Raw genomic sequence first — 20,463 nt, forward strand, 5'->3', positions numbered from 1 at the left:
GAGATAGTATAGCACATCTATTATAACTCGGGCAACATGTCTTTCATGCTGTTTAATCCGATCATCAAGGTTGATGTATTATGCAGAAGTGCAGATGTTGTCGGTGCGATCACACCCGCAACTCCAAGCACGATCAGCCCGGTATTAAACCCTACGATAAAACGATAATTTCTGTGAATCCGTTTCATAAGGAGATTTGCAAGTATCTTCAATGTCACAATCTCATCCAGACTGTCCGCATCGATTGTAATATCTGCGACCTCTCTGGCAATCTCCGCACCATCACTGATCGCGATGCCTGCATCTGCTGCTGAAAGTGCCGGCGAATCATTGATACCATCACCGATCATGATAACCTTTCTGCCTGCTGCCTTCTCTCGATCTACAAATGCAGCCTTATCCTCCGGCAGTACCTCTGAATAATATTCATCGACACCGACATGCTCTGCGATCGCCTTTGCAGTCCGTTCACAGTCACCGGTCATCATAACGACCTTGGAGATTCCAACCGACTTTAACCGTTCTACAATATCTGCAGATTCTTCCCTTAACGGATCCTCGATCAGGATTGCTGCCGCAAGCTCGTTATCGATTGCCAGATAGAGGTGGGAATATTCCGCCGGAAGATTCTCAAATACTTCTTCCATCCCCTCCGGTATCGTACATTTTTCGTCCTCAAATACAAAATGATAACTGCCGATGATCGCCTTGGAATCCCCAATTGTTGTCGAGATTCCATGCGCTACGATATATTTTACTTCTGAATGCATCTCTTCATGATCCAGATTTTTTCGTTTTGCCGCATCCACTACGGCTTTTGCGATTGAATGTGGAAAATGCTCTTCCAGACAGGCAGCGATACGAAGCAATTCGTTTTCACTTGTTCCGTTAAAGGAAACGACTCCCGCAACTGTAGGCTGTGCCTTTGTCAGTGTTCCGGTCTTATCAAATACGATCGTATCCGCTTCTGCTACCGCTTCCAGATACTTTCCGCCTTTGACTGTAATCTTACGGTTTCCTGCCTCACGGATCGCCGATAATACCGATACAGGCATAGCAAGCTTCAATGCACAGGAATAATCAACCATCAGGATCGCAAGGGCTTTTGTTACATTTCTTGTAAGCAGATAGGTAAGTATCGTACCGCCTAAGCTGTACGGCACCAAACGGTCTGCCAGATGCTCCGCCTTGCCCTCCAGATTGGATTTCAGTTTCTCAGACTCATCGATCATCTGCGCAATCTTCTCATATCGGCTGGAACCGGATACCTCTTTTACTTCTATTATGAGCGAGCCTTCTTCTACCACTGTTCCGGCATATACGACATTTCCTGCCGTACGTCTGACAGATACGGACTCTCCGGTAAGTGATGCCTGATTCACCATTGCTTCACCATCACAGACAGTTCCGTCAAACGGAATGATCGTTCCGACATTGACAACGACATGATCTCCTTTTGCAATCGTATCAGAATCAACCAATATCTCGTCATTCTCTGTCTTTAACCACACTTTTCCGACATTTAATGACATCGTACGTGCCAGGTCATCGACCGACTTCTTATGTGTCCACTCCTCAAGCAATTCACCGATTCCGAGCAGGAACATGATCGAACCTGCAGTCTTCATATCCCCTCGTAAGACAGATACTCCAATGGATGTTGCATCCAGCACCGGAACTTCGATCTTGCCCTTTGTCAGAGTCTTAACGCCTTTCCAGATATACTTAACAGACATCAGACCTGTATAAGCTGCTGATATCGGATATGGCAGAAGCCACTTTCTTGCATAATGGAAGATGATCTTATCGATCAGCTTCTCCTGATACATCGCATTCGTCTCTCTGCCGCTTCGTTCCAGATAACCATTTGGGACTTTTACATCTTCATAATGAAATCTGCGAAGTCTGTCGATAATGATATCCGGATTTCCCGTATAACAGATCACTGCATCCGCCGTCCGGTCATACACCTTTGCCGAGCTGACCGGTTCAAAAGACTCCAGATAATATAAAAGAATATCAGCTTCTTCATATGACATATGATTCTGACACATATGTACACGCAGTCTGCCCTTCATCTTATCTTTTATTATGAATTTCAATTCAGCTCATCCTCTTATCTAAATTTTTCTTATACCTCTGCTGCTTCTGTATTTTCTGCTGCAGCCTCACATGCGCACTCAGCAGTTTCTCCTGCTGTCTCTGCAGGAATATCTTCTACAACGACCTCTTCTTCTGCTTCACGATCTGCATTGATCTGCTTAGCGCCCTGGTAAATGTCATCTACATTTTCCTGAATGGTTGTAGCTGTGTTCATAACACACTTCTTTGCACGAAGAGCCGCTGCTGTACAGTTTGTGTAAACCTTCTTTGCATCCTTGCTTGATAATACCTTGATACCTGCCGTACCAAACAATAAACCTGCTGCAAATATTCCAACTTTCTTAATATCCATGATAATTTACCTCCTGATTGTATTAATATATTTTGATGCACATTATAGCATCATTTCTTTTTTTTGCATGTATATTATCATTTTATTCACATATTTTTTACATCTGATCATTCGCAAACATGTACACTTGTTCTACTCGTGAACTATCATCTTATGTGGCCTGTAAAAGCTTCGATAAAACAGAAATCCTACTATAGTAGTGATTACCTCTGTAACCGGGAAAGTCAGCCAGAAATACACAAATCCGAATCTGGAAAACAGATATCCAAGCGGTACAAATAAGAACACTGTTCTCATAATGGTTAGAAACGAACTCTTAAAGGCTTCGCCGGTTGCCTGCAAAAAGACCGGATAAATCTGCGCACCTACCATCGGTATAAAGCTGATCCCAATAAATCGGAATCCCTGCACTCCGATACGGATAACTTCGCTGTCCTTCGTAAACACAGAAAGCATAGGTTCCGGAATAAATTCAAAGCATAACGTTCCGATGAACATCAATGCAATTCCCCATATAAAGGCAACCGTCATCGTATGTTTACAACGATCAATACTCTTTGCCGCATAGTTATAGCTAATGATGGGTACAATGCAGGTCTGAAGAGCACCCAGTGGTATAAAGAAAAATGTCTGCCATTTGTAATACAATCCAAGTGCTGTCACTGCCTCATCGGAAAATCCTGCAAGGATCATATTTAATCCAAATATGTAAAATGTATACGTTGCCTGCATGATGATATTCGGAATTCCAAGCGCATAGATCCTGCGGATATCCTCTGGATATTTGCAAAGAGACGGAGAACGGTGAAATCCCTTCTTCATAACAAGAAGTGCCGCTACAACCTGTCCTGTGATCGTTGCAAATGCAGCTCCTGCTATTCCAAGCTTTGGTATACCAAAAAGCCCAAAGATCAAAATCGGATCTAACACAATATTCGTGATAGCTCCTGTGATCTGTGCGATCATCGGTGTCTTCATATCTCCGTTTGCCTGAAGTACCTTTGTCCATATGCTCTCTGTAAACAATCCAATACTGCCTACGCACACAATCCTTCCGTATGTAATTACATCAGCAATTACTGTATCCGAGTTTGTCTGCAACCGTGCATATGCAGGCATCAGCAGATAACAGCTTACTGCAAATAAGATCCACATAATGATCGCCAGACTAAAGCCGATGCCTGCTACCTCATCTGCCTTCTTATACCTCTTTATTCCCAGAAAATGTGCAATATTTGTATTGATACCAACGCCTGTTCCAACTGCCAGTGCGATCATCAGAAGCTGAACAGGATAAATGATCGATAACGCCGTCAGACCGCTCTCTGAGTATTTCCCGACAAATAAACTGTCTACTATATTATAAAGAGCCTGTATCAACTGTGCCAGCATGACAGGTGGTGCGATCTTAAAAAAGATCTTATTAATCTTTTCTGTGCCGTAAAAACTACTGTTTGTTTCCATTTTGTTTCCCCTGAATTTATTCCTTCACCTGTAATTTTTCTTCATCTTTTAATTCATGATAAAATGCATCCAATATACCCACATAATTTTTATTCCATGGCTTTTGTTTGCCACAGTAATGCAGGATTACTGCATTCTCGCGTACCCATGTTCTATCTATCTTCTCATGGTTCGGTTCCATATTATAAAATGCTATCATTCTGTCACTTAAATTATACCGCATGGTATCGATCAAACCGATATGTGTACCGTACAGTGCAGCAATGATATCCTGATCCGGTAAAGTCAATGTCTTTCTGTGTTCTTCCACAAATCTTCCCACTTCGTGAAAATCCTGTTTTTTTCTCAAAACATCCAGATTCATTAATATTACGCCCGTATTGATATATGGAACCTTTTCCTCTATTCCCAGTCTTAACCGGTTCATCTTATTTAAGAACTTTCTGATATGTGTACAAGCTAAAAAATAGTTATCTTCAAAATCCATCTCATACAGTTCCTTCAATGAACGAATGACAATTATATCCGCATCAAGGTACAGGATCCGATCCAATGTCTCCGGTAATAATGCAGATGCATATATTCTGTAATATATCTCCATCGGATAACGGTCTGTCTCCGGAAAATTCATATCTTTACGATACTTCATATCGATGAAATGAAATGTTACGGAATTCCCCTCTATATCTTTGTCATATCGTTCCAACTGTTTCTGATCATTCAGATCAAGATCAGAATGAATCACATATATATCATACCCACCTTCTGATGGGAAACGGATAATTGATCGTACACAATCATCCAGATGTTCCATAAAGCCCTTATTAATCGTAAATAATAAATTCATTTCATATACCTCATCCCATGATATTTTACTTCCGGCTTTTTACAATTTACTACTCTGAATATCTCCGGTCAATCCATAATTTCTGAATCGCGTGCAATAATTCTGTACCTTTATTTAAAATCAGATTAAGGAACACCAAAACTGCCGGCAGATAAAAATCTGCCGGCAGCCGTCTATTTCAGATCCCCAAACCTCAAACTTCTTTGGAATCCTTCCATGCCGCATTTACGCTTCATGAATTTATTTTGTTTTTACTGCCACCGCATTGCTCCAGTCTGAACAGATTTTTGTTGTCTTTCCATTCTTCTTCACATTCTTATAAGTACAGATCCGCACATAGTACTGTTTTTTTGTACTTAACTTTGTAATCTGTTTACTCTTTGCCTTATTTGAAGAAATCGTAATCTGTTTTACATTTCTAAATGACTTATTTGCAGAATACTGAATAATATAGCCGCTTGTATTCCTTGTTTGTTTCTTCCAATTTACCGTAACCTTTGTTTTTCCTGCCTTTGCCGATTTGATCGATGTACCTGCAGGTGCAATCCGAAATGTCAATGTCTCCTTGCCATTATATTTCTTACCCTTTAACTGAATCGTAACTTTGTAGTTTCCGATAGCCTTTCTGCCTTTTGCATAAGTCACTGTATAGTCCTTACCCTTTTTCAGCTTCTTGCCCTTGGTATCCTTTACCGTGACAGTTGGCTTCTTCGCTTTCTTATCATATGTATAAATGCTCTTGCTAAGCTTTACATTGCTGATCTTATTGATCTTCTTTGTAGATAAAGTCTCGCCACAGGACTTGCATTTCGTCACAAGCTTTCCATCAGCACTGAAGGTTGCTTTCTTCTTTACACTCTGAACCTGCTCCTTATGCTCGCATCCTGTCGTTTTCTTTGCTGTCAGATGATAGGATGTTCCTGATACATATATGTTCACATATCCCTTGATCGGCTCTCTTACATAGGATGCTGTATATCCGCTTCCATCCTTATCGAGATTATACCATTCCTCCTTGGTAAGAACGACATTATCGGAAGACGGCTGACCGATATACCAGTCTGCTGCTTCTCCGGTTGAATCAGTGATCGAACCTATGCTGATCAAGTCACATTTTACATAAGATGTCACACCATTCTTAATATCAAGCTCAAATATACATTTCTTACCGGTCTTATCTTCGATGTATTCCTGCTCACCTGAGGATTTGCCTCTATAAGTATATGCTGATATTTCCTCCAAGGTTTTGTAATATCCCATATTAAACGGATTAAATGCCGAATATCCATGTTCGATCTCATGTGCATAATAAAGATTTAGGGATTTGCAATAGATCAGCTTATAGATATAATAGCTGGTATCATACATATCTATCGCATATTTGGATTTTGCATCTCCATCCTTCATGTACACCTCAAATACAGAAGGCTCATCACTCAGCCATACAACGGGATGTGTAATATACCGGTCTGTATATGCCGCCTCCGTCTTTAAGGTTTTGTCTGTGTCTGCATCAACACAGTTTTTATATTCCTCTGATATTGAGTTTACATAGAACGGCATCTTATCTGTGCCTGCGTAGACATCTACAACTGCTTTTCCGCTTACCTTGAGAACGGCTTTTGTACCTTCCGGCTGCATGGTAATTCCACAATTTTTTCCCTTATTCTTATTAATCGTCAGAGTACCATCACCAAGAATCTCAACAGATCCGCCATAACCATAGCCCCATACAATAAGACTCTTGATCTGGTTATCACCCACCAGCTTGATCTTGAAGTCATCCCCCATCTCATTTGCCTCGATTGACATCGTTGGGTGTTTATAATTCGTAAGCGTTAAAGTATTCGTCTTCTTATCATAAACTGCCCCTTTTACAGTCTCTGCTTTTTGTGAACCTGTAACATATACAAAATGATTTGTATTCGTTCCACCCCGATCATAAATATTGATATACGCTGCACTATACTCTCCTGTATTTGGTCCGTTTGCTGCCTGTACGGTCAGCACACATCCAACCCACATACACAAAACCGCCAGCATCAGAGATACCTTTTTGAAATGTTTCATACCCATTTCCTCCTTTCATGGTTATACTATGCCATGAAGTATATCTGATAAACCGGCGGTTTATAAGTTTACATTTGTTCTTTTTTATATTTTAGTGCAATATCGTCACATAAATCCATTCAAAAGTAAGTTTTTATTAACAGGACTCACATCTTCCAGGATTGATCATCATATAGGCTTGAATCTGATCCTATTTCATAGGATGATCTCATTTATTTATACCTTTATCGGTTTCTCCACGCATAATAGAACTGGATCAAGCCGATCCTTGACCTTGTATCTGTCTTTTCATTCAGCGATGAGATATGTTTATAGAGCGCAGTCCTTGAAATATACAGCTTTCCTGCAATATTCTGCACACTTTCATCCGATTCCAGAAGTTCTCTTAACACTTCCTGCTCTCTGTCTGTCAGACGATATTTCTCTGCAAATCGGGCAAAATAATCAACAGCGTCTGTACTGTCCGACTCTTTTATCACATTTTCCGATTCATTGTCGTGTTTTCCTGAAACCGAATCAAATACAGAACCCGTTGTTGCAGATGCAACTTCCACCGTAAGCCCATCCATATCTTCCTTACGTTCAAATCGTTCCTCTATGATATTCACGCGAAGCTGACTACTGTAAATGAACATCGCTATACTGATCATCACAAATAAAATAAGGATCACGATACTCGCAAGAAGCATCGGAGATAATCCCTCGCCGTTTCCATTTCCATCTGCATTTACCGACATGGTATACGGCAACATGGTTGAGATAAAGCCGATGATACCGGCTCCGATATTATTAATAGCTCTGCCGAATCCTGCCCATAATGCAGGGACTCGCGTATAATAAGATACTTCCATAAAACCGGTTGTGAAGAACACAACGAAAAATCCTGCTGCCGGATAGAACACAAGCAGTCCCGCAAGGATCGAGCCACCTATACCGATCAATAAGATACAAAGCACGGATAAGACCGTCACACAGTACATGACCAGACTCATATATCTGCGTTTCTTCAGATCAAATAAAATTCCCGCAAGGATTCCACTTAAAGCCAGCAGAAGTCTCGGCCATTCACCTACATCGATCGCACCCTTTGCATGATAGTAAGTAACAATATTATCCAGAGCCGCAAATATGAATGTCATTAAAAGGACACAACAAACCAGTGCTCCACAGGTAAGTCCCGGATGGATCGAGGCATTATTCTGCACCTCCGCCTCATCCTCTATCTTAAAACAATCCACAAGTATTACAAAGATCACAACAAATATCAATAGCATAGATGCCTGAATCCGATTGTCTGTGATCAGATTATTATTTACAAACTGAAGCAACAGACCTGCCGCATAAGCAGTTCCAACCATCAATGCCATATGATTACTGTTTTTCAGGATATCCGCTGCCTGATCATGCACCTTACTGCCAAACATACCCGCAAACAAAAAGAACATACAACCCCAGATTAACAAGCTCCGTTCCGATCTGTTACCTGTCATCATCCAAATACTTAACATACAGATCACTCCTGAAATAATCTGCATAACCATTCCCTGTCGGCTTCCTCGATAGCGTTTCAGAATCGGATAGACCAGAAATCCTGCTGCACTGACTGTCAAAATGATGCTCTGTGCCCACACAACCCGATCGGCAGGTACCAGTTCCGCCATCCGATCATCAAAGAAATATTCCGTTCCCAGAAACAAAAAATTAAAAACTGCCAGTCCTGTTATAACCAATATATAATTTCTGTATTTTTCCTTATGATTCTCCTGCCCGGACATATATACTTCCCCATTATCTTTATAATTGTCTCATATGTTCCATATCTTCCAATATTCACCCAGCGTAAACTATTCTGTTAATGTACTACGCCCTGTCCTCAAGGTCAAACGTAATTTTTGTCAAATATGTCTCTTTGTTTTCTTTTTGCAACCGTTCCGTCAGTTCCCGTACGATATCCTTTTCCTGTCCCTGCCATTCCGATGGAACAACCATGTCAAAAACAAGTTCTTTCTTTCCCTCATGAGTGTGTACTCGGAAATCATGGATTGTTATTTCTGCATCTATTTGCTGCAGGATAGCAAGTACCTGATGATGTATCTGATCAAGTTCTGCATCATCTGTAATAACCGGGTCGTAATGAATGACCATATGCACACCAAATCGGTTCAGACATTCCCGTTCAATGCGGTCAATCTCATCATGACACACCATTGGATCAATCTTCTTATCGATCTCTACATGAATACTTGCATACTGTCTGCCCGGACCATAATCATGTACCAACAGGTCATGGCAGCCAAGTACCAACGGACAGCTGCTTATATATCCAATAAGCTGTTCCCGCAAACCGGTATTTGCACCTTCTCCAAGAAGCGGAGAGATTGTATCCTTTGCAAGCGAAATTCCGCTTATAATGATAAAAACAGATACCAGCCCACCCATAAGGCCATCTATTTTCCATCCGCTGATATGTTCTACAACTGTAGCGGCAAGAACCGCAGCTGTTGTCAGCACATCATTTCTGCTGTCTGCGGCTGCAGCAAATAAGGTATTTGACTGAATCTTATCTCCCATCTTACGATAAAAGAACATCATCCAGAGTTTTACCAGGATCGAACCGATCAGCACAAGGATCATCAGCATGGAAAATTCGATTGATGCCGGATGGATCAGCTTGAGTACCGATGTCTTTGCCAATTCAAATCCGATCACAAGGATCATGGCAGCCACAACCAGACTTGCCAGATATTCAAATCTCGCATGTCCGTATGGATGTTCTTTGTCTGCCGGCTTCTCTGCCAGCTTAAATCCGAGTAATGTTACGATGGAGCTTGCTGCATCTGACAGATTGTTCAATCCATCTGCAGTAATTGATGTAGATGCGGCCAACTTTCCGATCACAAGCTTGCTGCCTGCCAATAGCAGGTTACACAATACCCCTATGAAACCGGTCATCTTACCGACCGCAGCTCTTTTCTTAGAATCCTGATTTTCTTGTGCCATAATAGTTACCTCCGCATATATAAGATAACTTTATGCAACGCAATTAATAATCTTTCCATCAGATTTATAGAATTATCTCCGACCGACTGTAGCCGGAATAATAAAAAACCTGCGGAACAAATAGTAACTACTGTCCCGCAGATCATAAATTCATTCTTTATCTGCTGCCACCCTGTGTGGCCCGGCCCTGTGGTCATCCCACCGCCTGCTCAGTTTGTACTGTAGATTGATATGCAGTGCAAAAAGTATTGATACATTATAGCATGCGGTTACCCATACATCAAGTGCCGGTTTCTGATATTTTGAAAGATGATATTTTGAAGGATAAGCCACCGGAAATCTGCTTCCGGCGGCTTATCCTTATTTGTACTCTGTATTACTTGGATGCGGCAGGATTTAACTTCTTGGTCTTGATCTCATCCCGAAGCATTGCAAGGAACTCATCCATAGGAACAGTTGTTGTCTTCTGCTCACCATGAAGTCTGTAGCTGACAGTCTTATCATTTACCTCATTCTTACCAAGGATGATCAGATACGGAACCTTCTCAACCTGAGCAGCTCTTACACGATAGCCAAGCTTCTCTGCACGTTCATCGATCTCGACACGGATGTTGTTGTCATCTAAGAAATCATACAGCTCATGTGCATATGCATTTAATTCCTCATCTTCATTCTTTACAGGAAGGATTCTGGCCTGTACCGGTGCTAACCAAAGTGGCAGATTGCCCTTTGTCTCCTCCAGAATGTATGCCATGAAACGATCTAAGGAACCAAGGATTGCTCTGTGAAGAACGACAGGAGTCTTCTTTGTACCATCCTTATCAATATATGTCAGGTTGAATTTTGCAGGAAGACAGAAGTCAAGCTGGCATGTAGATAATGTATATTCATTTCCGATCGCCGGCTTAACATTTACATCAAGCTTTGGACCATAGAATGCTGCTTCACCGATCTCTTCTGTGTATTCGATACCGATATCATCCAACACTTTACGGAGTGCGTCCTCCGCTGTATTCCACATCTCATCGTCATCATGATATTTCACCTTATCCTCAGGATCTCTTAAGGACAGAACACAACGATAATCTGTGATATTGAAATCCTTATAGGTATCGAAGATCAGGTCAACAACCTGCTTGAATTCAGATTCGATCTGCTCCGGTGTTACAAACAGATGGGCATCGTTCTGACAGAAATGTCTGCCTCTCTCGATTCCCTTTAAAGTACCACTGGCTTCGAAACGGAAATCATGCGCGATCTCGCCGATACGGATTGGAAGATCTTTATAGGAATGCATTTTATTTGCATAAATCATCATATGGTGCGGGCAGTTCATTGGACGGAGAACGAAAGATTCGCCCTCAACTTCCATTGCAGGGAACATATTGTCTTTGTAATGATCCCAGTGACCGGATGTCTTATAAAGATTTACCGTACCAACACAAGGAGTCATAACATGACGGTAACCAAGCTTTCTTTCCTTGTTCTTGATATAATTTTCAAGCTCCTGCCATACGATATAACCCTTTGGAAGGAACATAGGAAGTCCACGTCCAACCAGATCATCTGACATGAACAGATTCATCTCTTTACCGATTTTTCTGTGGTCACGGTCTTTTGCTTCCTCTAATAACTTCAGATGTTCTTCCAATTCTTCTGCTGTAGGGAAGCATACACCATAGATTCTCTGCATTACATGGTTCTTGGCATCACCCTTCCAGTATACACCGGAATATTTTACTAACTTGAAGTTCTTACATAATTTTGTGTTATCAACGTGTGGTCCGCGACAGAGATCTGTGAAATCTCCCTGATCGTAAACTGTAATATTTCCATCCTCTAAGCCTTCAATCAGATCCAGCTTGTAGAAATCATCCTTGAACATTTCAAGTGCTTCTGCCTTTGTAACTTCACGTCTGTAAATCTTCTTGCCCTCTTTACAGATCTTCTTCATTTCTTTTTCAATAGCTGCGATCACATCATCGTTTACAACATCATCGCCAAGGTCGATATCATAATAGAAACCTTCTTTTACAACCGGTCCAACCCAGAACTTTGCATGTGGATACAAATGCTTTACGGCCTGTGCCATAACATGGGCGCAGGAATGATTGAGAGTATTTAATCTCTCGTCTGCTTTAAAATCTACCATTTTCTTATTTCCTTTCTTTTACCTGAACTGACATTCCGCCCAGTGGTGCAAATGTCCAGGAATTATTTGTACAGGTACTATTTCATTCTATTTTGTTTATTGCACAAAAAGCGCCCCTGCACAGACGTTTTTTCATCTATACAAGGGGCGATTATAATTCTTATATCGCGGTTCCACCCTTTTTATTTCCTGTGGAAATATCTCATTCATGATGATAACGGAATCACCGGACCGGATTAGGGCCGCTCAGAGCTGGTCTTCCTGAATGACTCCTCTAAGATACTTCCACCAAATGTATCTCTCTCTGTAGATTCTTCGTTCAGTACTGTTCTCATCAACACGTTATTCAAAGTATATTTCAACTGTTCCGCACTGTCAAGTAGCTTTTTCCGGTTTTATTACTATTTTTTCTTATTGAATGATCTATGGATTTTCCGTTAATACCTAAAACTATGGTCTCTGTCCAAGTCCGCCTTCCAGAGTGATCGTCTCTCCTGTCATATATTTGAAATCAGGGGATGCAAGCTGTACACATACACGTCCGATTTCAAGCTCTGAATCACCGAAATGACCCATCGGAGGTGTATGAACATTCTTGTCAAATGCATCCGGATATGCATTCTTGAACTGCTCTAACTGTGCTGTCCATGCAAGTGGGCAGATGATATTTACATTGATGCCATCCTTTGCCCATTCTGTTGCTGCAACTCTTGTAAGTCCACGGATTCCTTCTTTTGCTGCTGCATATGCGCACTGTCCAAAATTACCAAACAGACCTGCGCCGGATGCAAAATTGATAACGGAACCCTTGCTCTCTTTCAGATATGGATAGCACGCTTTCATATAATAGAAGGTTGCATACAAGCCGGAATACATTGCCAGATTAAACTGATCTGTTGTATGGTCAGCAAGCGGAACACCGGATGCTGATGCCTGTGCATTATTAACCAATACATCGATACTGCCAAATGTATCGATCGTCTGCTTTACAACATTTGCAACGACAGCCTCATTATCCGCTCCGGCAGATACATCTGCTGCAACAGCCAGAACTTTTATACCATATAAGCGTTCCAGTTCTTCCTTTGCATCTTCCAACTTCTTCACATTCCGTCCGGTTATTACGACATTTGCGCCTTCTTTTGCATATGCTGTGGCGATACCGTAACCGATCGAACCACATCTGCCATCACTTAATACGGCACGTCCTCCACCTGTGACAATAACTGTCTTACCTGTTAAAAATCCCATTTTCTTTTCTCTCCTTATATTATATGAAATCCGATACCTTCAGACTGCTTTCCTGTCTTATACAAATGTCCCAGTCCGTTTGTATCATATATAATGCTCGTTATCTTCTATATCTTTCGGTCATATCCTCCCACTGACAGCCTGCTTTCAAATGCACTCTGTTCTAATGGTTTATCATACAGATATCCCTGCGCATGGTTACAACCAAGTTCCAGAAGAAATCTTGCCTGCTCCTCCGTCTCAACTCCCTCGGTTATGACATTCAGATTCAACTGTCTTGCCATCTGAATGATACTCTTAATAATGATCTGATCCTGTGTTGAAAATGCCTCATGATTGATAAATGACCGATCGATCTTAATCTCATTTACCGGGAAATCCCGAAGAACACTCAAGGTCGAACAGCCTGTCCCAAAGTCATCAATCGATGTCGCAATACCTGCTTCTGAAATATTCCTGATAAAGTCATACAGATCCTTCTGTTCACTTGCCTCTGTCGTCTCTGTTACTTCTATGATGATATACTTTGGATCAATATCATACTCTTTTATGATCCTTATAATGCGTTCTGCCAACATCCGCGGATCATGTCCAACCCCGGAAATATCATTTCTCGATATATTCACAGATATCGGAACAAGCTTATACCCTTTCTCAATCCATCCATTTATAGCCTCACATACCCGCTTCAGAATATACAGATCCAGATGAATGATAAATCCATTTCTCTCCATGGTCGGAATAAACCGAAATGGTTGTATCACTTCTCCGTTATGGATCCATCTTGCAAGCGCCTCTGTACCTACGATCTGACCTGTCCGGATATCAACCTTCGGCTGATAATACACCTGAAATTCCCGTTTCTCCAACGCCTCAGGAAGCATCTGTTCCATCCGCTGAACATCTACTGTTTCTTCCAGCATCTTGTCCGTTAAAAACGCATACGGAAGCTTGTGCTGTCTGGCATAACTGACTGCAATCGACAAACCGTTCATAATATTTCTAGGATCTCTGTCCTTTGCCGTTATCTCATAGACACCTGCAGCTGCCGCTATATATACCGGAACGATCCGTCCCATATACTTTGCTGTTACCTCAACCTTTTCCAAAAGATGAAGAAACTCTGCCGTTCTGCTTTTCTTGACCAGCGCCATGAAATTATCTCCACCCAGATGCGCCAGTGTCTCGTCCTCTGCCAGCCATTTCCGGACAGCGACTGCATAACGCTTGATTATCAGATCACCTTCTGCACCACCATACTTATAGCTGAGCAGTCCAAAGCTTTTCAAGTTAAAATAAAAGCCGTTGTACTGACAGATCGTCTGATTCTGACAACGCTGCTGTATGATCCTGACAAAGCCTGCACTGTTAGGGAGCATCGTGATCAGATTACAATACGAATATTCTCTTGTCTTACGGATCAGTCTGGATCTCGTCACATGAAGATATAAAATCTCAAGGAGCAGAGCTATGTCTTCTTTTTCTTTCTCGCTCCATTCTACATTTTCATATGGGAATGCCGTAAGCTCACAATATCCGTTTTCTACCGCAGGAAATGTCTTCTGATATTTGCCTTTCTCGGAATACAAACCATCCCCGGCATAGAATACATCATGACGATCTTCATCCTGTACAGATTTGATATCTGCCTCAATGTGCAAATGTCCCTCTACCCTGCCGATCTTAAGCCGCTCAGCCAGAGGTTCAATCGCCTTTTCGAATCCATCAAATGAATTCTCAAACTGTAGTAATTCCTGCACATACAGTTCTATATCTTTTTTCTTAATTCTCTCCCTGATATCATCCACTGTCATGGGTGATCCTCCCTCTCATCTTTACTACTCTATACACCACAAAACTATTATTTTACATACAAACAATCATGTGTTTATTATAACATGCTTTTCACTTTTATGGGAAAAAAGATAGTTTTTTGATAGATTTTGAACAGGTTGGAAATCACATGACAGGCGTTATTTCTTATATGACAAATATACAGGTGTTACGATTACCACCATGAAAATAGAATACCTGTAAGCGGTGACAACACGATCATGATCATGGAAAATATAAAAGATTCCATAGAGATCAATGTTGCCCTCTGTTCCGAAGGGAACATATTCTGAAGTATCGTATTTGTTCTTACCTGTAATGCATCATCACTAAATGCCGCAATAAATCCACCTAATGTCATAATCACATAATTACCAGAATGTTCCACTGCTATACCAAGAAGAACAAGGAATCCGGTTAATACAAATACTGTTCTGTACCGTAAACGATCACACAACAGAATCACCCTTGCTCCAAGGATTCCTCCAAGTTCCATAATAAAGAGTGCCATTCCAAGCAAGGCATTTGGGATTCCACTCTCCGGCAGCTTAGCCTGTAAGAAAAATAACAGTAAAATATCCCCTGCTCCTACCAGCGAATTTACCAACATCAAAACTATTGCTCTCCTTGCATCCTTTAGAAACTGAATACTTTCCCACCAGCAGTCAACCAATGCACGGACAATTGTATTTGCCTTATGATCCCTGTGTTCTCTATGTTCCCATATTCTATCTAAAACAAATATCTGAACCAGACACATTAAAATATCCATTCCATATGCGGCTCTATAACCAATGTATAACGCAAATCCTGCACACAAAGTTGATATTCCATTACACAAACGGTATATACTCAACTGATCTGATTCATATTTTGCATAATAGGATTCTTCTCCATAGATTTTTAAAGAATCATATGCTAAAGCATCTCCCGATCCTGATGAAAAATTGTAACTCATCGCATGAAGTGCAATAGACAGACATATCGTAAACAGATTCCCTGATGCGATCATAACAACATTTGCAATCATTCGTAAAATGCTGCCCACAATCAACATATTTTTTCTTCCAAATACATCCGCAAATATTCCTGACGGTATCTCAAAAATAATGCTGGTTACATGAAAGACCGTTTCCACAAAACCTATTTCGACCAAACTATATCCTCTGGCAGCCAATATTGCCACCCAAGCCCCTGTTAAAGATAAATTTCCAAGGACGGATGATGTGTATAAATATCCTATTTGTTTTCTAATTGTGTTCATAAAAAAATCTCCTTATCTATTTTTCTTAAATGGATAAGGAGATAGTGTACTTTTTTATTACGTTTTATATCATTGTTCTGATATATGACTTGTTCTAAAAAAAGGCGCACTATCCCCGTAAGGAACACATGTATAACCTTTTTTCAGTTGTAGATTTGTCATTTTCCAGAACATAATCTTAATCCTTTCAATATCAACTCATAGAATTGTACGGTTAGGATAGCATATCCTGCCTTCATTTGCAAGGGTATAAAAACTCACTTTATTCGTAGCATTACCGAAAACTGCTTATCCCTTACCTCTGCCACTACTATATATCCCAGCTTATCTGCCAGGCATTTTACAACATATAAGCCAAGTCCTGCGCCTTCCTTCCGGCGGGAATTGCCACGGTAGAAGGCATCAAATACATGGTCGATGTCGATCTCATTGTCAGCCTCTATATCATTCGTAAATGTAATGGATACTCCGTCCGTATCCTGTTCTAAGCAGACGCTGATCCTGGTATCCGCATATTTTCTGGCATTAGAAAAGAAATTTGTAAATATAAGGAGCAGTTTTAAGATTCCATATTCTTTCACTGTCAGATCGAGTTTATTTCCATTTACCCGGACGATCTTCGCCTGATCGTCGAGCACCAGATTCTTATAGGAATAGCTCTGTCCGGCTTCCGCCATATATTCACAGATGAGATGGTTGATCTCTCTGTCATCTTCGATCACAAGTAGCTTTGGCATATTATTCCTCCATAAATCGTTAGTTTTTACATCTAAGCTCCACGCACACAACCTCAGGATAGTTGAACAGCCGAACCGGAATTATGCTGTTGCCAAGTCCCCTACTGACTATCATTTCTGTATCTGTGCTGTTATATTTCCCAGATGTGTATTCCGGTAAAAATCCCTGATCGGGTGCAACGATTCCCCCGACAAATGGAAGTCTGATCTGTCCTCCATGTGCATGTCCGGTCAAGACAAGATCAGCTCCGGCATTTGCATAGTTCTGAAGGTACTGTGGCTCATGCGCAAGTACGATAAATAATTCATTTTTCTGCTCCTGAAGCAGATTCTTTAATGTCTCATCACTTAAGTGCTGATCATCTAACCCTGCCAACATAAAAGAGGAATCCCCTTTCTCAATACGGACGGCTTCATCATCCAAATCACATGCTCCGGCAGCAAGAATCCCTTGCATCATCTGTTCATTTTCCGATGGATCAAGCCAATATTCATGGTTGCCGGTCACATAATATACCGGTGCGATCTTCACTGCTTCATTCACAAATGCTACCGCACGTTCCACATTTGTATGATTAGAATCCACCAGATCCCCGGTAATAACAATGATATCCGGCGAACAGCTTCGTATGGTTTCTAACAGCTTCTTATTCTCTTTTCCAAATTCAGCGTTGTGCAGATCCGATATCTGTACGATCCGGTATCCATCGAGATCTGCGCCAAGCTTTTCTGATTCATATGTATATGTAGTGATCACCAGATGCTTATTCTGATACAGACAAAACGGAATCAGGATAATGATTATAAGCATCAGAATCAGGATCTTTTTGTGTGGTATTTTTTTCATTTTTCTCTATCCTCAAGCACAAACAACGAAACCTTTTTATTCTTATTTACAGGATATATAATTATTTGTCATGCGTCAAATAAATATCACTAGTTCCGCTCAGAAAAATGAAAGGCACCGGAATGTATTCATTGTGAATATCAATTCCGATGCCTTTTCACTTTTATAATTATGAATATGATGATAAAAACTGCCTCGTACGTTCCTGTTCCGGATTGTCAAATACCTCTTCCGGTCTGCCCTGCTCAAGTATATATCCATCATCCATGAATATAACCTGACTGGCTACGTCTCTTGCAAATGCCATCTCATGAGTGACAATTATCATCGTTGTCTTTTTATCTGCAAGATTTCTGAGAACCTTCAGCACTTCGCCGGTAAGCTCAGGATCAAGCGCTGATGTCGGTTCATCAAAACACAGGATATCCGGCTGCATCGCAAGTGCTCTTGCGATCGCAACTCGCTGACACTGACCGCCTGATAACTGATGTGGATAATTGTTCATCCGGTCTCCCAGTCCCATCTGACGCAGAAGATCTTCGCCCTGTACTCTTATCTCATCCAGTATGTTCTTTTTATTTGCCTTATAGTCCGATCTTTCCTTTGCCAGAAGCTCTCTTGCCAGCATAACATTCTGAAGTGCTGTGTACTGTGGGAACAGATTAAATGACTGAAATACCAGTCCAAAGTGCAGCCGTTTCTTCCGAACCTCCGACTCCTTAAGTGTCTCCGGTTTATCCGTATCGAGAAGGATCTCATTATTTACACGGATAATTCCGTTATCCGGCATTTCAAGGAAATTCAGGCAGCGAAGCAATGTAGTCTTACCGCTTCCTGATGATCCTATGATCGACAGAACCTCTCCCTGCTCCAATGAGAAGCTGATATCCTTAAGTACATCGGTCTTACCAAACTTCTTTTTTATATGTTCAACCTCTAATATCGCCATACAGCTCCTCCTCTATCTGAAGAAATCCAGTTTCTTCTCTAATTTTCCAAGTAAAACAGTAAGTACACCATTCCAGATCAGATAATAGAATGCGCAGAAGAACAATGGCCATATCGCACCTGAGATTCCCTGTGAACCTTTCATGAACGCCTGTCCTGCCCAGATAATCTCCTGCAACGCAATGATACGTGCAAGTGATGTATCCTTAACCAGCGTAATGATCTCGTTGGACATTGCAGGTACGATCTTCTTTATCATCTGAAGAAGCTTAACCTTGAAGAATATCTGTCTTGGAGTCATACCAAGCACCAGACCTGCTTCCTCCTGTCCAACAGGAATTCCCTGAATTCCTCCACGATATATCTCTGAAAAATAGCAGGCATAATTCACGATAAACGATACCGATGCTGCCACAAATCTTCCGCCTTCGCCACCACCCCAAATCGGGTTATGGAATACAAGTCCCGGAAAATAATAGATAATAAGCATCTGGATCATCAGAGGTGTGCCTCGAACGATCCACACGATAAATTTCATAAGATAGCTAAGTGGCTTAAACTTTGACATAGAGCCAAATGCTATCAAAAGTCCCAATGGAAATGCACCAAGCAAGGTCACAAAGAACAATTTTAAAGTTTGAATAAATCCTGTATTAAGCGCCCCAAGTACAATTGGGAGCTGTTCAAAAAACAAATCCATAATAATTTTCTCTCTAAGTAATAATCAAAATAACCGTCTTATAGTCTGTTAATTACTCTGTAAGTGCTGCCTGTACCTTGTACTTCTCTGCACATTTCTCCATAGATCCATCAGCCTTACTGTCTTTGAAAAACTTGTTAAGCTCTGCTGCAAGATCAGAATCTTTTCTGAAACCTACACCATATTCCTCACTGTTAAGGCCTACTGTATATGTAAGATTTGCATAGCCTGTGCCTTCTCCTACCATAGCTGCTGCCATAAGGGAATCGATAATTGCTGCATCAGATGTTCCTGCTGCAACTTCCATAAGTGCATCTGACTGTGCCTTAACTGCTGTATAATTAAGTCCAAGTTCCTTTGCCTGAGCTTCTCCGGCACTTCCTGCTTCTACAGCAAATGTAAGTTCCTTAATGCTGTCTACTGTCTGGTACTGATCTGCCTTGTCCTGTGGCACGATTACTACCTGTGCATTGTTGCAGTATGCATCAGAACATGCCATTGAGCTTGTAACCTCGTCTATAAGTGTCATACCGTTCCATACACAGTCGATTGTCTTACCATCAAGCTCCATGATCTTGTTGTCCCAGTCTATCTCTACGAATTCTGCTTTCACGCCGATGCTCTCAGCAAATGCGGATGCCATGTCTGCATCAAATCCAATCCAGTTACCTGAGTCGTCTTTGTAATCCATTGGTGCGAAATCTGTAACACCAACAACAAGAGTTCCCTTTTCCTTTACATATTCCAGATCACTCTTTGAGTCATTTGATGAATCTTTCTTTCCACAGCCAACCATAGAAAGTCCCATTACTGCTACTAAAACCAGTGCTACTAACTTTTTCATGATTATTTCCTCCTGAATATAATTAAAAGATATATGTCTGCCCCTTCCGGG

At 41.2% G+C, this 20,463-nt stretch carries 16 protein-coding genes and 1 riboswitch; all 16 genes read right to left on the minus strand.

Features of this window, described 5'->3' with window-relative positions:
- Positions 1–20 precede the first annotated feature (20 nt).
- Positions 21–2,102 (minus strand): heavy metal translocating P-type ATPase, encoded by a 2,082-nt coding sequence (locus DWW43_RS00490; protein ID WP_119962427.1) that lies wholly within the window; start codon positions 2,100–2,102, stop codon positions 21–23.
- Positions 2,103–2,131: 29 nt separating this feature from the next.
- Entirely contained in the window at positions 2,132–2,455 is a 324-nt protein-coding gene (locus DWW43_RS00495) for a DUF6110 family protein (RefSeq protein WP_119962428.1), read from the minus strand.
- Positions 2,456–2,587: 132 nt separating this feature from the next.
- Positions 2,588–3,919 (minus strand): MATE family efflux transporter, encoded by a 1,332-nt coding sequence (locus DWW43_RS00500; RefSeq protein ID WP_119962429.1) that lies wholly within the window; start codon positions 3,917–3,919, stop codon positions 2,588–2,590.
- Positions 3,920–3,935: 16 nt separating this feature from the next.
- Positions 3,936–4,766, minus strand: coding sequence for a glycosyltransferase family 8 protein (locus tag DWW43_RS00505; protein ID WP_117785676.1), 831 nt, complete (start codon positions 4,764–4,766; stop codon positions 3,936–3,938).
- A 240-nt stretch (positions 4,767–5,006) separates the two neighbouring features.
- Positions 5,007–6,836, minus strand: coding sequence for a fibronectin type III domain-containing protein (locus DWW43_RS00510; protein ID WP_165852993.1), 1,830 nt, complete (start codon positions 6,834–6,836; stop codon positions 5,007–5,009).
- A gap of 224 nt (positions 6,837–7,060) precedes the next feature.
- Positions 7,061–8,611, minus strand: a complete 1,551-nt coding sequence (locus DWW43_RS00515) for a LuxR C-terminal-related transcriptional regulator (RefSeq protein WP_119962431.1) — start codon at positions 8,609–8,611, stop codon at positions 7,061–7,063.
- A gap of 85 nt (positions 8,612–8,696) precedes the next feature.
- Positions 8,697–9,836 carry a cation diffusion facilitator family transporter gene (locus tag DWW43_RS00520; RefSeq protein WP_119962432.1) on the minus strand — a complete coding sequence of 380 codons (1,140 nt, stop codon included), beginning with the start codon at positions 9,834–9,836 and terminating at the stop codon, positions 8,697–8,699.
- A gap of 128 nt (positions 9,837–9,964) precedes the next feature.
- A riboswitch (NiCo riboswitch) is annotated at positions 9,965–10,059 on the minus strand.
- 153 nt (positions 10,060–10,212) lie between these two features.
- A complete protein-coding gene (gene thrS / locus DWW43_RS00530) occupies positions 10,213–11,988 on the minus strand; it encodes a threonine--tRNA ligase (protein WP_119962434.1) in 1,776 nt (591 codons plus the stop codon).
- Positions 11,989–12,438: 450 nt separating this feature from the next.
- Positions 12,439–13,239, minus strand: a complete 801-nt coding sequence (locus DWW43_RS00535; RefSeq protein ID WP_119962435.1) for an SDR family NAD(P)-dependent oxidoreductase — start codon at positions 13,237–13,239, stop codon at positions 12,439–12,441.
- Between the two features lie 107 nt (positions 13,240–13,346).
- Complete coding sequence (locus DWW43_RS00540) at positions 13,347–15,053, minus strand: GGDEF domain-containing phosphodiesterase (RefSeq protein WP_119962436.1); 1,707 nt, start codon at positions 15,051–15,053, stop codon at positions 13,347–13,349.
- Positions 15,054–15,247: 194 nt separating this feature from the next.
- On the minus strand, positions 15,248–16,336 hold the full coding sequence (locus DWW43_RS00545) for an MFS transporter (RefSeq protein WP_119962437.1): 1,089 nt from the start codon (positions 16,334–16,336) through the stop codon (positions 15,248–15,250).
- 257 nt (positions 16,337–16,593) lie between these two features.
- The gene (locus DWW43_RS00550; protein ID WP_119962438.1) at positions 16,594–17,073 is read right to left on the minus strand and encodes an ATP-binding protein; all 480 of its coding nucleotides are present in this window, start codon (positions 17,071–17,073) and stop codon (positions 16,594–16,596) included.
- 19 nt (positions 17,074–17,092) lie between these two features.
- The gene (locus DWW43_RS00555) at positions 17,093–17,920 is read right to left on the minus strand and encodes a metallophosphoesterase (protein ID WP_119962439.1); all 828 of its coding nucleotides are present in this window, start codon (positions 17,918–17,920) and stop codon (positions 17,093–17,095) included.
- 169 nt (positions 17,921–18,089) lie between these two features.
- The gene (locus DWW43_RS00560) at positions 18,090–18,869 is read right to left on the minus strand and encodes an amino acid ABC transporter ATP-binding protein (RefSeq protein ID WP_119962440.1); all 780 of its coding nucleotides are present in this window, start codon (positions 18,867–18,869) and stop codon (positions 18,090–18,092) included.
- A gap of 12 nt (positions 18,870–18,881) precedes the next feature.
- Entirely contained in the window at positions 18,882–19,568 is a 687-nt protein-coding gene (locus DWW43_RS00565; RefSeq protein WP_008402705.1) for an amino acid ABC transporter permease, read from the minus strand.
- A gap of 52 nt (positions 19,569–19,620) precedes the next feature.
- Entirely contained in the window at positions 19,621–20,412 is a 792-nt protein-coding gene (locus DWW43_RS00570; protein ID WP_207665976.1) for a transporter substrate-binding domain-containing protein, read from the minus strand.
- Positions 20,413–20,463: the final 51 nt, after the last annotated feature.

This window comes from Clostridium sp. AF15-41 (assembly GCF_003604095.1).
GTDB lineage: Bacteria > Bacillota > Clostridia > Lachnospirales > Lachnospiraceae > Coprococcus.